Genomic DNA, 12,805 nt, shown 5'->3' with positions numbered 1-12,805 from the left:
TCCGAGCGGACGCGGGTAGGAAAGAATACGGATTCCGCGTATGGATTAACCCAGCGGCGCTTTCCGAATGGGGTAAGGAATTAGGCGGAATCCGTATCACAGCACTTCAACCTCAGTGTGTGGCACGTCCAATCCCGTCAGCGACAGGAAAGCGTCTTCCAGCGTGTGCGTTTCAGTACGCTCCAGCAACTCCTCCGGCGTTCCCTCCGCGATCAGTTGGCCGCCGCCGATGATGCCAATTCGTTCGGCCATGCGCTCGGCCACCTCCAGGATGTGGGTGGTCAGGACCACTGCCCCGCCGTCATCCACGTACTGGCGCAACGCATCTTTGACCTGCCGCGAGGCCGCCGCGTCCAGTCCGGTCAGCGGCTCATCCAGCAGCAACAGGCGCGGGCGGTGGATCAGCGCCCCGGCCATCGCCAGCTTCTGCTTCATGCCGCGCGAAAAGCCCTCCACCCGTTCGGTGCGGTGATCCCACAGGTTCAGCCACTTCAGCAGGCGTTCGGCCTCCGGGGCGGCCTGCGCGGCGTCCATGCCCCACAGCCCGGCCACAAATTCAAGGTATTCGGGCGCGCTCAATTTGCCATACAGCAGCGGATCGTCGGGCAGATACGCCAGCACCTGTTTGGCTGCCTGGGCATCATGCTGGACGCTGTGGCCGTAGATGAACGCCTCGCCGCTGTCAGGCTTCGTCAGGCCCGCGATCATGCGGATGGTGGTGGTTTTGCCCGCGCCGTTCGGACCCAGCAGGGCGTACAACTCGCCGGGCCGCACGCTCAGGCTCAGGCCGGAGACCGCCGCCCGGCCCGCGAACGACTTGTGAAGTCCACGCAGTTCCAGCGCGGCGATCTCGGATGTGGTGGGCGTGGGCGCGGACATGCCCCCTTATACGGGGAAGGCGGGTGAGAGGTTGCCCCGGACGCTGCGTTGCTCCTGCGCTGATCCCCGTGCTGACCCGGCGGCGAAATGTAACGCTAGATTAAGGGCCATGAAGTTACGCGGCACACTGGGCGGTCTGAATCTGCTGCTGGAACCGGGCGACACCGCCGAGAGCGTGTCACGCGGGCTGACCATGCCCAACCTCTCCGGCAGCAGCGTGACCATCGAGATCAACGGCGACGCCGATCCAGGCGCAATCGAGCAGGCATTGACGGCCATCCGCGAGGCCGGGGGCAAACCGGGCCGTATTCGCGCGCCGCGCGTGACGGTGGCTGCCCCGGCCCAGGCCGCGCCCGAAGCCCACCCGATTGACAGCGCCCGCACGGTCATCGTGCCGCACACCATCCGGGCCGGATCGCGCAACGAGTACCGGGGCAGCGTGATCGTGCTGGGCGACGTGAACCCCAGCGCCGAGGTGATCGCGGGCGGCGACGTGATCGTAATCGGCGCATTGCGCGGTCTGGCCCACGCCGGGCAGGGCGGCTACAGCGACGCCATCGTATGGGCGCGTCCCATTGCCAGCCCCCAGATCCGCATCGGCGACGCCGTGGCCCGCGCGCCCGAAGGCAGCAGCCTGAGCAACATGCGCCAGCGGGACGGCCAGCCCGTGGCGGAGTTGGCGCGGTTGCAAAATGGCGTGATTGCGATTGACGTGCAGAAGTAAGAGAGGGTGTTGGGCGGATGTTTGAAGGCGGCTACCACGGTTTAACCCCTCAGTCAGCTTCGCTGCCAGCTCCCCTCAAGGGGAGCCAGGAGGTGCAATTGATCGTGCCACACGGAAAACACCTTGCCTCCCCTTGAGGGGAGGTGCCCCGAAGGGGCGGACTCGCAGAGCTGCGGAGCAGAGGGGTTAAACCCTGGCAGCAAGGCCAGTACACCGCTAACCAACGGCATCCACCCTCGACTTTGTGACCCCCTTCGCCGCCTAAATCGGCCCATCGGCTATACTGGGTCTTGAAATTCCTCGAAATAGAGGGGTGGGTGCGGCAAGCCCACCTTTTTTCGTGGAGGGGGTGGTCAGGTGGGCAGCCCGCATGGGAGGCCCCGACAATATGAATAACAACGCAAACGACAACTCAGACGGCCAGACGGCCAACAATTCAAGTGGGCAGACAGACGGGCAGATCGCCCGGCTTCAGGCCATCGCGCAGGCAGGGGTGGGGCCGCTGGGCTTCGAGGTGCTGGAAGTGCAGCTTCAGAATGCGGGCGGGGAACTGATCGTGCTGGTGCGGATTGACCGCCTGGACGAGCAGCCCGTCACGATGGCCGACATCACCGGGGCCAGCCGCGCCGCCGAGGCGGAGTTTGACCGCGTGGACCCGGTCACGGGCGAGTACCGCCTGGAATTCGAGTCGCCTGGGGCCAAGCGTCCGCTACTGACGGCCCGGCATTTCGAGCGCATGGTGGGCCTCAAAGCGCGGGTGCGCGGCGATGGGCAGGCGTTTACCGCCCCGATCAAGGCGGTGGACGGCAAGGACGTGACCTTCGACGTGAACGGCGACGACGTGACGCTGAAAGCTGGAACGTTCACCGCCAATCTGGCCGAGTTCCCGGACCGCCACCGCTGAAGTCTGACCGCCTCTAAATTCAAAGAACAGACAACACAGACAACCGAAAAAGGAAGAGTGAGATGAGCGAACCCGAATTCAATTTTGCCGACGCGCTGCGTGAAGTGGCGCAGGCCCGCAACATCAACGAACTGGCACTGATCCAGGCTTTCGAGGAATCGCTGGCGCAGGCGTACACCCGCAACGTGGAACCCGACAAGCGCATTGAGGTCCATCTGGACCCCGCCAGCGGCGAGCTGGAGGTGCTGGTGGTGCGTGAAGTGGTGGAAGTCATCGAGGACGAACACCTCCAGATCTCGCTGGCCGACGCGCTGGAGCTGGATTCCGGCGTGGAACTGGGCATGGAGATGGAGTTCCCGGTGGACCGCGAGAAGTTCTCGCGCATTGCCCTCCAGGCCGCCAAGCAGACGCTGACGCAGAAGATGCGCGAGACCGAGCGCAACGTGGTCTTCAACGAGTACAAGGACCGCGAGGGCCAGGTGCTGACCGCGCAGGTGGTCCGCAGCGACAACAAGGGCAACTGGTTCGTGGAACTGGGCGCGGGCGAGGCGATCCTGCCCCCCCGCGAGCAGATTCCCGGCGAGAAGCTGACCCCAGGCAACCGCGTCAAGATCTACCTCAAGGAAGTCCGCAAGACCCCCAAGGGGCCGACGATCCTGGCCAGCCGCGCCGACGAACGCCTGCTGGACTACCTGCTGCGCCAGGAAATCCCCGAAGTCGCCAACGGCATCGTGGAAATCAAGGCGATCTCGCGCGAGGCCGGACAGCGCAGCAAGGTGGCCGTGTTCAGCCATAACTCCAACGTCGATCCCATCGGCGCGTGCATCGGGCACCGGGGCAACCGCATCCAGGCCGTGACCGGCGAACTGGGCCGCGAGCGCGTGGATGTGATCCTGTGGGACGCCAACCTGCGCGACTTCATCCGCAACGCGCTGTCTCCGGCCAAGGTGGGCCTGATTGAAGTCCTGCCAGACCGTCAGGAAGCCACCGTGACGGTCACGCCCGATCAACTGTCCCTGGCCATCGGCAAGGGCGGGCAGAACGTGCGGCTGGCGGCCAAGTTGACCGGCTTCAAGATCGACCTGCGCGAAACCGCCGCCATCAGCGATCTGGACGCCGCCATGCAGCAGGCGCTTCAGGACGAGCAGGAAGGCCGCGACGGCGACGTGGCGCAGTCCGCCTTCGACGCGCTGTTCAAGGACAGCAAGTCGGTGGCCGTCGCCACGCCCGAGGACATCGGGGAGCAGTAAGCCTTGACTGCCGCCCTGCCACCTTCCAGCAAGCATGTGCCGGAGCGCACCTGTGCAGCCTGCCGCCGCAAGCGCCCTCAAAGCGAGTTTTTAAGGGTGACGCGGGTGGGCGGCAAGTGGGACATGCGGGCCGGAAACCGCGTCGGGCGGGGCGCGTATGTCTGCGCGGACACCCCCGACTGCTGGCAGGAAAAGCGGCTGCGGCGGGCCTTTCGCGCCCAGGCCGCCGAGATCGCGGAGCAACTTCAAAACCATCAAAAAGTCCCAAATCAGAACCATTCCGCGCCAGACGCGCGGGTCTCACCGGAGGTGAGTCATGTCTAAAGTTCGAATCTACACGCTGGCCAAAGAGCTGAATCTGGAAAACGCCCGAATGCTGGAAATCCTCGACGGGCTGGGCGTCTCGTACAAGAGCGTCAGCAGCACCATCGAGGAAGACACGGTTGAACTGATCAAGCAGATCGTGGCCGAGGAGGGCACGGGAAGCGCAGACGGGGAATCCCAGGCTGCCGCGCCCGCCGAGGCCCAGGCAGCTCAGGCCCAGCCCGCACAGTCCCAGGAAGCGCCGCAGCAGGAGGCAACCCCACAGGCCGCTCAGCCCGCAGCCAGCGCACCCGCTGCCCAGGCTTCAGCCACCACGACGCGTGATGATGTCTCCTCCGACGCTCCCAAAACGGAAATTCCCCACCGCGCCCCCGTCGTGACCATCATGGGCCACGTCGATCACGGCAAGACCTCCTTGCTGGATTACATCCGCAAGACCAAGGTGGCGGCCAAGGAAGCCGGGGGCATCACGCAGCACGTCGGGGCTTTCGAGGCACAGACTTCCAAGGGCAGGATCGTGTTTATCGACACCCCCGGCCATGAGGCGTTCACCACCATCCGGGCGCGTGGGGCCAACGTCGCTGATATCGCGATCATCGTGATTGCCGCCGACGACAGCCTGATGCCGCAGACCCGCGAGGCCATCGCGCACGCGCAGGCCGCCAAGGTCCCGATGATCATCGCCATCAACAAGATGGACCTGCCGCAGGCCAACGCCGACAAGGTCAAGACCGATCTGACGCAGCTCAACCTCGTGCCCGAAGAGTACGGCGGTGACCTGATCGTGGTGCCGGTCAGCGCCAGGACGGGCGAGGGCGTGGAAGACCTGCTGGAATACATCAGCCTGAACGCTGAACTCGAAGACCTGCGCGCCGATCCCAACGGGGTGTTCGGGGGCGTGGTCATCGAGGGCAAGGTGGACAAGCAGTCCGGCGTGCTGGCCACCGTGATGGTTCAGGAAGGCACGCTGCACGTCGGCGACTTCCTGGTGGTGGGCGAGAACTACGGCAAGATCAAGGCCATGATGGACAGTGCGGGCGCACGCATCAAGGCAGCCGGACCCAGCACCCCGGTGCAGATTCTGGGCTTCAGTGAAGTGCCCACCAGCGGTGAAAAGGTCAGCAGCGCCAAGAACGAACACGCCGCCCGTGACCTGATCTCCTCGCGCGCCAGTGACCGCCGCGACGCCGAGGGTGCCCAGGTACTGCGCAAACTGACCCTGGAAGACATGATGGGGCCGCTGAGTACCGTCCGCACCGTCAACCTGATTCTGCGCGCCGACACCCAGGGCAGTGTGGAAGCCATTCAGGGCATCCTGGCCCGCAAGGAATCCGAGGACGTCAAGATCAACGTACTGCTTGCAGGCATCGGCGCGCCCACCGAGGGCGACGTGCTGCTGGCGGGCACCGCCGAGGCCACCATCCTGTGCTTCAGCGTCACCGCCCCCGGCAGCGTCACCAAGATCGCCGACACCAAGGGCGTGGATATCAAGTCCTTCCGCATCATCTACGAACTGATCGATGAAGTGGACCGCCTGATGAAAGGCAACGTGGAACCCGTGTTCGAGGAGAAATACCTGGGCCGCGCCGAGGTCCGCATGGTCATCAAGCACCCACGTTTCGGCAACATCGCCGGGTCGTATGTCACCGACGGCAGCCTGAAGCGCAACGCCAGGGCCAAGGTCACGCGCGGCAAGGAAACCGTCTACGAGGGCACGCTGGTGGGCCTCAAGCGCCTCAAGGACGATGTGCGCGAGGTGCAGACCGGCTACGAGTGCGGGATCAACCTGGACTGGGAAGGCGCAGAAATCGGCGACATCATCGAGGCCAGTGAAATGGTGGAAGTCGAACAGGCGTAAGCCTGAGCATGACCACAAGTCTCAACCTCAACAGGGCCACCTCCAATCACTGGAGGTGGCCCTGTTTAATGAGCTATCGGCGTCAGCTTCCGCCCTCCGCCGCGTTCGGGTCCACGGTGCCGCTGTCGGTCTGTCCCTGCGTGCTATCCGGGGTATTCAGATCGCCGCGCGGACCCCCGCCCCGCCCACCAGGGCCGTGCATCCCACGTCCGCCAGGGCCGCCGTCCGGTCCACCCCGGCCTCCGCTGCGCAACAGGCCGAAGGGATTGTCCTTCAGGCGGGTTTTCATATCTGCGGCGCGGTTGCTGGCGATATCGCCGTTTTTCACGCCCTGATCGATGGTGGCGTTTCCAGCAGCCAGCGCGGCGGCTTTCAGCGTATCCAGGCTGATGCCCAGCCCGGCGGCCAGCTTCTGAAGGTACACGTCACCGTCATTGGTGCCGCTCTGGGCGCGTGGCTGTGCAGGCGTCTGGGTGCCTGCCGCGCCGCGCTGACCCGGCTGTGCGGGCTGAACGCGCTGGGTCCGGGGCTGCTGGGCCTGGGCAGTGGCGTCGGCAGCAGCGGTCACCGGGGCGGACTGCTGGGCCAGCACTGCGCCCACGGTCAGGGGCAGGGCAGCCAGAACGATCAGGGGCGTCTTGCGAAAAATCATCTTAATGCGGGTGTTGATGCTGGTGGTCTTGAACCGACTCATGTGGAGTCCTCCTTGAATGTCGCGGGCCAGAAACGGCTCCTGACCCTGACTCAAGCCTCTCATTGGGGCATCAACAAACAGCCCACGGACCGCGAAGAAACGGCGAAGGCGGCACGGAAGGTGCTGACCGTCATCTCCCGGTCAGTCCACGCTTGGTATGCTGCGGCGCTTTGCGTCCCTCCCCCACCCCCCTCCCTGCCTGGGTTTCACGTCTGAGTGCGTGGCCGGGGGTGCTGACCTTGCTGTCGGTGCTGGCGGTGGTGCTGGGAACCCCTGTGCGTCCGCCAGAAGTGGGCCAACGTCTCAGCGCCAGCAACGTGGCCCCCGCCCTGCCCGAGGTGCGCGCCATGCCGCAGCCGGGGCCGGGGGTGCCGGTGCTGACGCCGCCGCCTCCCGCCGAGTCCTTCCGGCTGGTGCGGGAGCAGCTAGGCAGCCAGACCACGCGCTGGAGCTGGCAGCAGCCCGCGCCGCTGAGCGACCTGAACGTGCTGGGACGGCGGCAAACCGACGGCGGCTGAGGGACAGGAAGGTCTGAGATTCCCACCTGCCTTTCCTCATCTGACCCAGGAGTTCCACCGTGACCTACGGCAACAACCGCAACAACAAGAACAAGGGCGGCAATGACCGCCGTCCGCCACCCCCCCGGCGTAATGGCGCGCCCAGTTCCAGCAAACCCAGTCCCTGGATTCCCCTGCTGCTGCTGATCACCCTGCTGGGCAGCCTGGCCTATATCTGGCGGCCCTGGGAACACCCCAACAATTTGGGCAGCATCTGGAACGACAAATTCCAGTTCATCACGCTGGGGCTGGACCTCAAGGGCGGCCTGCGGATCGAGCTGGCCCCCGAATCCGGCGTCGCCACCAAGGACGAGCTGGACCGCGTGAAAACCGTGATCGAGAACCGCGTCAATGCCCTGGGCGTGGCCGAACCCACTGTCACCGTGGCCGGGGGCAAGCGCGTGGTGGTCGAGATTCCAGGGGCCACACCCGCCATTCAGCAGCGCGCCCGCGAGATCATCCAGCAGACCGCCAAGCTGGAATTCCGCATCGTGCAGGACGGCGCGCAGCCTGACCCCACACTCAACACGGAAAAGCCCGGCTCAGGCGGTTACACGCTGGCGCAGCTCGGGCCGATCGAGGCCACCGGGGAAGTGGTGGAGAGTGCCACCAGCGGCACCAACCCGCAGACCGGGCAGTGGGTGGTCAACTTCCAGACTACCGACGCGGGCGCGCAGACTTTCGGCGACTTCACCGGCAAGAACGTGAACAAGCTGATGGCCGTGGTCCTGGACGATCAGATCCAGAGTGTCGCCACCATCAACCAGCGCCTGTTCCGTGACATCCAGATCAGCGGAACTTTTACGCCGGAAGAGGCCAATCAACTCGCCCTCGTGCTGAAGTCCGGCGCGCTGCCGATCAAGATCAAGACGGAAGCCGAACGTGCCATCGGGCCGACCCTGGGCGCAGACGCCATCCGCAGCGGCGCGATTGCCGCTCTGGTGGGGATCGGACTGGTGTTTGTCATGCTGTTCGCGTACTACGGCCTGTGGTTCGGGCTGGTGGGCGCGCTGGGCCTGCTGTTCTCCAGCATCTTGATTCTCGGGATGCTGGCAGGCTTCGGGGCCACGCTGACGCTGCCGGGGATCGCGGGTCTGGTGCTGACCATCGGGGCCGCCGTGGACGGCAACGTGATCTCGTTCGAGCGCATCAAGGAAGAGCTGTACCGGGGCAAGGGGATCAGGAATTCCATCGAGGCCGGGTACAGGCACTCCACCGCCGCGATTCTGGACGTGAACGCCTCGCATCTGCTGGCCGCCGCCGCGCTGTACAACTACTCCACCGGACCGGTCAAGGGCTTTGCCGTCACGCTGATGATCGGCGTGATCGCGGCCACCTTTTCCAATCTGGTCTTCGCCCGCTGGTTCATCGAGTGGATTGCCCGTCGTCATCCCAACATGAGCGCCCGGCAGTGGATCAAGAACACCCGCATCAACTTTATTGGGGCCGCGCCCATCGTCACGAGTGCCAGCCTGCTGCTGGCCGTGATCGGCGGCGGCGTGCTGGCCACCAAGGGCCTGAATTACGGCGTGGACTTCACCTCCGGCACCACGCTGACGCTGCGGACCGATCCCACCACCAACACCGAGCAGGTGCGGGCGGCAGCCTCGGGCGCGGGTATCGAGAAGGTCAATGAGCAGAGCGCGGCCATCCAGCGCGACGTCAATCCCACCCAGAACGGCGTGCAGTACAACGTCAAGGTGCCGGAACTGACGTCTGCCGAGGCCCAGACCCTGGGCGCAGCCCTGAGCAAACTGCCCGGCGGCGAGGTCCAGGCCACCGAAACCGTCGGCCCCACCGTCGGCAAGGAACTGACCCAGAAGACCATCTACGCCGTGCTGCTGGGCCTGGGATTGATCCTGGTGTACGTGGGCTTCCGCTTCGACTTCGTGATGGGTCTGGGCAGCATCATCGCCGTGCTGCACGACGTGGCTATCGTGATGGGCCTGTACTCGCTGCTGGGGCTGGAGTTCGGCATCGCCAGCGTGGCGGCGCTGCTGACCTTGATCGGGTACTCACTGAACGACTCGATCATCGTATCTGACCGCATCCGCGAGAACATCCGCGAGATGCGTGGTCAGAGCTTCCGCGAGATCGTCAATGTCAGCATCAACCAGACGCTGTCGCGCACCATCATGACCTCTGTGAGTACCATGCTGCCGCTGCTGAGCCTGCTGATCTTCGGCGGCCCGGTGCTGCGTGATTTCAGTCTGGCGCTGCTGGTGGGGATCGTTATCGGCACCTACAGCAGCATGTTTATCGTCGCGCCGCTGGTCGTGTACGTCGAGGAATGGAGTAAAAAGCGCCAGAGCGGAGCAAAACCCGCCAAAGCCTGAGCCTTCCTGCTGTCGGCCCCGTCTCTTCCAGCGTGGAGGAGGTGGGGCCTTTTCAGTGCGGATCATAGGATCAGGACCGGTTTCTTCCGTGCAGAGGATTCGGAGACTCGGCTTGTTCAGGCACTGGACTTGATCTGGCACTGGATTTGATCTGGCACCTTGACCGTCAGTCCAGTGTCACACTCGGCCCATGCTCCTTGTCATTCACGCCGCGCTGACCTGGGTTCTGGTGGGCCTGATTCTGACCATCCAGCTCGTTCACTATCCCCTGTTCTCCCGCGTGGGCACGGACGGGTACGCGGCATACCAGCAGGCACATGTCACGCGCATCACCCGGCTCGTCGCGCCCCTGATGCTGGCCGAGCTGGCGACGGGGGCCGCCCTGGCACTGCGCCCGCCACCCTTCCTCTCCCCGGTGTCTGCCTGGCTGGGGCTGGCGCTGATCGTCCTGATCTGGGTGTCCACCGCCCTGATCCAGTCGCCCGTGCATGGCCGCCTGGCCACTGGATTTGACGCGGCGCTGCATACGCGCCTGGTCACGACCAACTGGCTGCGAACCGCGTTGTGGCTGCTGCGCGGCGTTCTGGTGGGTGGGTGGCTGCTGGCGCTGGCCTGAGCGCGGGACAGGGTCGCCTCTCCCCTAGCCACTTCCGCCCCATCCCGCGCGTTTTCCGGCAGAGTGGGGCACGTATGAGCCGTCCATCTTCGGAACAATTGACAGTCGCCATCGTGGGGGGCAGCGGGTACGCGGGCGGGGAATTCCTGCGGCTGGCGCTGGGGCACCCCAACCTGAACGTCACGCAGGTGACCAGTGAACGCAGCGCCGGAACCCCGGTGAGCATGGTGCATCCCAACCTGCGCGGGCGCACCACCCTGAAATTCCGCAAGCTGGCCGAGTTGGAGGAAGCCGACGTGATCGTGCTGGCCCTGCCGCACAACTCGGCGGCCAAACGGCTGGCCGAATTCGAGGGCAAGGGGCGCATTCTGATCGACCTGTCCGCCGACTTCCGCCTGAAAGACCCGGCAGTGTACGAGAAGGTCTACGGCGAACCGCACCCCGCGCCCGAAAAGCTGGGGGAATGGGTCTACGGCAATCCCGAGATTCACCGCGAGGAACTGATCGGCGCGACGCGGATCGCCTGCGCGGGCTGCTTTGCCACGTCGGTGATTCTGGCGCTGTACCCGCTGCTGAAGCTGGGGGTGCTGCTGCCCAAGGACATCATCGCCACCGGGCTTGTGGGCAGCAGCGCGGCGGGGGCCAGCGCCTCGGAATCCTCGCACCACCCGGAGCGGGCAGGCAGTTTGCGGGTCTACAAGCCCGTCGGCCACCGCCACACCGCCGAGGCGCAGCAGGAATTGCCCGGCCACTTCCCGCTGCACCTGACCGCCATCAGCACGCCGCGCGTGCGGGGCATCCTGACCACCGCGCAGGCGTGGATTCCCGACGGCTACAGTGACCGCGACGTCTGGAGCGCCTACCGCGAGGTCTACGCCGCCGAGCCGTTCATCCGCATCGTCAAGGTCGCCAAGGGCATTCACCGCTACCCCGATCCGATGCTGCTGGACGGCACCAACTACTGCGACATCGGCTTCGAGATGGATCAGGACACCGGGCGCGTGGTCCTGATGAGCGCCATCGACAATCTGGTCAAGGGCACGGCGGGGCACGCTGTCCAGTCGCTGAATATCGCGCAGGGCTGGGAAGAAACGACGGGGCTGGAGTTCGCGGGCCTGCACCCGGCGTAGGAGACCCCTCACCCGCCCCTTCGGGGCACCCTCTCCCCTGCGGAGAGGGTCAGAAGACGACAGATTCAGCGTTCCCGCCCCACCAGCCTAGAAATAAAACTCCCCTCTCCGCAGGGGAGAGGGGTTGGGGGTGAGGGGTCTTCACTTCAGGATATTCAGATCCTGCAACAACTGCGCCACATCGGTCTTCTGCACCCTCACGAAACGGTCAAACGTCGTGCCGGAGGCGAAGTAGGCGTCCCACTTGTTCTCGGCCAGTTTCTTTTTCCAGGTGTCCGTGCGGACCATGCGGGTCATCATGACCGTGAGTTCCGAGCGCTGGGCGGCGCTGATCCTGCCGGTCGCCACCACACCGCGCCAGTTGGACACGTCCACGTTGTAGCCCCTGGCGATCAGCGTGGGCAGGTTGACGCCCGCCACCGCTTCGGGGGCCAGGATGGCGAGGCCGCGCACCTGTCCGCTCCTGATCAGGTCTTCGATCTCGCTGTATCCGGCGCTGACCACGTCCAGCTCGCCGCCCATCATGGCCTTGGCCGCCTGTGCGCCGCCTGCCGAGGGAATGAACTTGACCTGGCTCATGGGGATCTTGAGTTCCTTGGCCAGCTTGCCCACGGCAACGTGCCCGCTGCCGCCCTCGCTGCTGCCCCCGAAACGGATGGCCGAAGGGTTGCTCTTGAACGCGCCGATCAGGTCCTCGACGGTCTTGTAGGGCGACTTGGTCGACACGAGCAGCACCTCGTAGGAGGTGGTCAGCCGGGCAATCGGAGTCACGTCCGAGTTCAGGTCGAAGGGACTCTTGTTGATGGGAATCCCCGCCACCATGACAAAACCCGTGACCATCAGATTGTTCGGCTGACCCTTCAGCTTGACGAATTCGGCCAGTCCCAGCGTCCCGGCCTTGCCGGGAATGTTGTACACGCTGACGCTGGGGACCAGCTTCTCGGTCCGCAGCGTCTCGGCAATCGCCTGCGCGGTGCCGTCCCAGCCGCCGCCCACCGAGGCTGGGGCCAGAATCTTGAGTTCGGACTGTGCCTGCGCGGAGGCAGCGAACAGCAGGGCGGCAGTGGCGATCAGGGTCAGACGGGGAACATACGACATGACGAAACTCCTTTGAGAATGCAGCTACTGATATGGAGAGGCACGGGTTACATCTTCAAAATGATCACAATATCTTGAAGCGGAAATCAGTTCTTAAAGGCAAGTTAGTTCACGCCATCTCACAGATTCATGACGGTGGAAAGGGTCAAAAAAAACTACGGTGGCAAAATCAGCTTGCTAGAATCTGATCATTATGGCCCGTCAATATCGCCGTCACGCACCAGACCGAGAAGAAGCGCTGCACCGATTGGCTCCGGTCTGCCCGATCTGTGGCGAGTTTGCCCCACTTGACTACCAGAACAGCCGTTCGCTCATCGGGATGCAGGAACAGGTGAGGTATGTCCTCAAAATCCGCCGCTGTCAACATGAAGTATGCCCGTGGTTCCGTAAGCCACTTCGTCCAGAAGCAGAAGGCCGTTTGGCGCTGCCGTACAG

Annotated in this window: 12 protein-coding genes and 1 pseudogene; 10 read left to right on the top strand and 3 right to left on the bottom strand. The window is 64.7% G+C overall.

What is annotated here, in order from left to right; genetic code table 11:
- Positions 1-96: 96 nt before the first annotated feature.
- A complete protein-coding gene (locus Q319_RS0104910) occupies positions 97-879 on the bottom strand; it encodes an ABC transporter ATP-binding protein (RefSeq protein ID WP_034413813.1) in 783 nt (260 codons plus the stop codon).
- Between the two features lie 109 nt (positions 880-988).
- Between Q319_RS0104910 and Q319_RS0104905 the strand changes: the two genes are divergently transcribed.
- From Q319_RS0104905 to infB, 5 genes are all read left to right on the top strand, one after another.
- The gene (locus Q319_RS0104905; RefSeq protein ID WP_029480913.1) at positions 989-1,603 is read left to right on the top strand and encodes a septum site-determining protein MinC; all 615 of its coding nucleotides are present in this window, start codon (positions 989-991) and stop codon (positions 1,601-1,603) included.
- 388 nt (positions 1,604-1,991) lie between these two features.
- Positions 1,992-2,507, top strand: coding sequence for a ribosome maturation factor RimP (gene rimP / locus Q319_RS0104900; RefSeq protein ID WP_081845896.1), 516 nt, complete (start codon positions 1,992-1,994; stop codon positions 2,505-2,507).
- A gap of 62 nt (positions 2,508-2,569) precedes the next feature.
- Positions 2,570-3,757 (top strand): transcription termination factor NusA, encoded by a 1,188-nt coding sequence (gene nusA / locus Q319_RS0104895; protein WP_029480910.1) that lies wholly within the window; start codon positions 2,570-2,572, stop codon positions 3,755-3,757.
- Positions 3,758-3,760: 3 nt separating this feature from the next.
- Positions 3,761-4,081, top strand: coding sequence for a YlxR family protein (locus tag Q319_RS0104890; protein WP_245618980.1), 321 nt, complete (start codon positions 3,761-3,763; stop codon positions 4,079-4,081).
- On the top strand, positions 4,074-5,939 hold the full coding sequence (gene infB, locus Q319_RS0104885) for a translation initiation factor IF-2 (RefSeq protein WP_029480907.1): 1,866 nt from the start codon (positions 4,074-4,076) through the stop codon (positions 5,937-5,939). The genes Q319_RS0104890 and infB overlap by 8 nt, the downstream gene beginning before the upstream one ends.
- Before the next feature lie 82 nt (positions 5,940-6,021).
- Here the strand turns inward: infB and Q319_RS0104880 are convergent, their stop codons facing one another.
- Positions 6,022-6,633 (bottom strand): hypothetical protein, encoded by a 612-nt coding sequence (locus tag Q319_RS0104880; RefSeq protein ID WP_051655112.1) that lies wholly within the window; start codon positions 6,631-6,633, stop codon positions 6,022-6,024.
- Between the two features lie 170 nt (positions 6,634-6,803).
- Here Q319_RS0104880 and Q319_RS0104875 point away from each other — a divergent pair, with 170 nt between their 5' ends.
- The 4 genes from Q319_RS0104875 (at position 6,804) to argC (ending at position 11,272) form a co-directional block, all read left to right on the top strand.
- Positions 6,804-7,151, top strand: coding sequence for a hypothetical protein (locus Q319_RS0104875; RefSeq protein ID WP_245618978.1), 348 nt, complete (start codon positions 6,804-6,806; stop codon positions 7,149-7,151).
- Between the two features lie 59 nt (positions 7,152-7,210).
- Positions 7,211-9,526 (top strand): protein translocase subunit SecD, encoded by a 2,316-nt coding sequence (secD, locus tag Q319_RS0104870; RefSeq protein WP_029480904.1) that lies wholly within the window; start codon positions 7,211-7,213, stop codon positions 9,524-9,526.
- Positions 9,527-9,716: 190 nt separating this feature from the next.
- Complete coding sequence (locus Q319_RS0104865) at positions 9,717-10,142, top strand: hypothetical protein (protein WP_029480902.1); 426 nt, start codon at positions 9,717-9,719, stop codon at positions 10,140-10,142.
- Between the two features lie 74 nt (positions 10,143-10,216).
- A complete protein-coding gene (argC, locus tag Q319_RS0104860; RefSeq protein WP_029480901.1) occupies positions 10,217-11,272 on the top strand; it encodes an N-acetyl-gamma-glutamyl-phosphate reductase in 1,056 nt (351 codons plus the stop codon).
- A 141-nt stretch (positions 11,273-11,413) separates the two neighbouring features.
- Here the strand turns inward: argC and Q319_RS0104855 are convergent, their stop codons facing one another.
- Positions 11,414-12,370 carry a Bug family tripartite tricarboxylate transporter substrate binding protein gene (locus Q319_RS0104855; protein WP_029480899.1) on the bottom strand — a complete coding sequence of 319 codons (957 nt, stop codon included), beginning with the start codon at positions 12,368-12,370 and terminating at the stop codon, positions 11,414-11,416.
- Positions 12,371-12,563: 193 nt separating this feature from the next.
- Between Q319_RS0104855 and Q319_RS28155 the strand changes: the two are divergent.
- Positions 12,564-12,805, top strand: a pseudogene (locus Q319_RS28155) (hypothetical protein); the annotation flags it as partial.

The organism is Deinococcus marmoris DSM 12784 (assembly GCF_000701405.1).
GTDB classification, from domain to species: domain Bacteria; phylum Deinococcota; class Deinococci; order Deinococcales; family Deinococcaceae; genus Deinococcus; species Deinococcus marmoris.
Note: the sequence above shows the minus strand (reverse complement) of the source record. Positions and strands in the feature narration are given on the sequence as shown.

Bases quoted from the DNA above. Each gene is read 5' to 3' on its own strand.
- Q319_RS0104880 (WP_051655112.1), bottom strand. From the start codon at position 6,633: ATGAGTCGGTTCAAGACCACCAGCATCAACACCCGCATTAAGATGATT.
- argC (WP_029480901.1), top strand. From the start codon at position 10,217: ATGAGCCGTCCATCTTCGGAACAATTGACAGTCGCCATCGTGGGGGGC.
- nusA (WP_029480910.1), top strand. From the start codon at position 2,570: ATGAGCGAACCCGAATTCAATTTTGCCGACGCGCTGCGTGAAGTGGCG.
- Q319_RS0104910 (WP_034413813.1), bottom strand. From the start codon at position 879: ATGTCCGCGCCCACGCCCACCACATCCGAGATCGCCGCGCTGGAACTG.
- Q319_RS0104855 (WP_029480899.1), bottom strand. From the start codon at position 12,370: ATGTCGTATGTTCCCCGTCTGACCCTGATCGCCACTGCCGCCCTGCTG.
- rimP (WP_081845896.1), top strand. From the start codon at position 1,992: ATGAATAACAACGCAAACGACAACTCAGACGGCCAGACGGCCAACAAT.
- Q319_RS0104865 (WP_029480902.1), top strand. From the start codon at position 9,717: ATGCTCCTTGTCATTCACGCCGCGCTGACCTGGGTTCTGGTGGGCCTG.
- infB (WP_029480907.1), top strand. From the start codon at position 4,074: ATGTCTAAAGTTCGAATCTACACGCTGGCCAAAGAGCTGAATCTGGAA.
- Q319_RS0104905 (WP_029480913.1), top strand. From the start codon at position 989: ATGAAGTTACGCGGCACACTGGGCGGTCTGAATCTGCTGCTGGAACCG.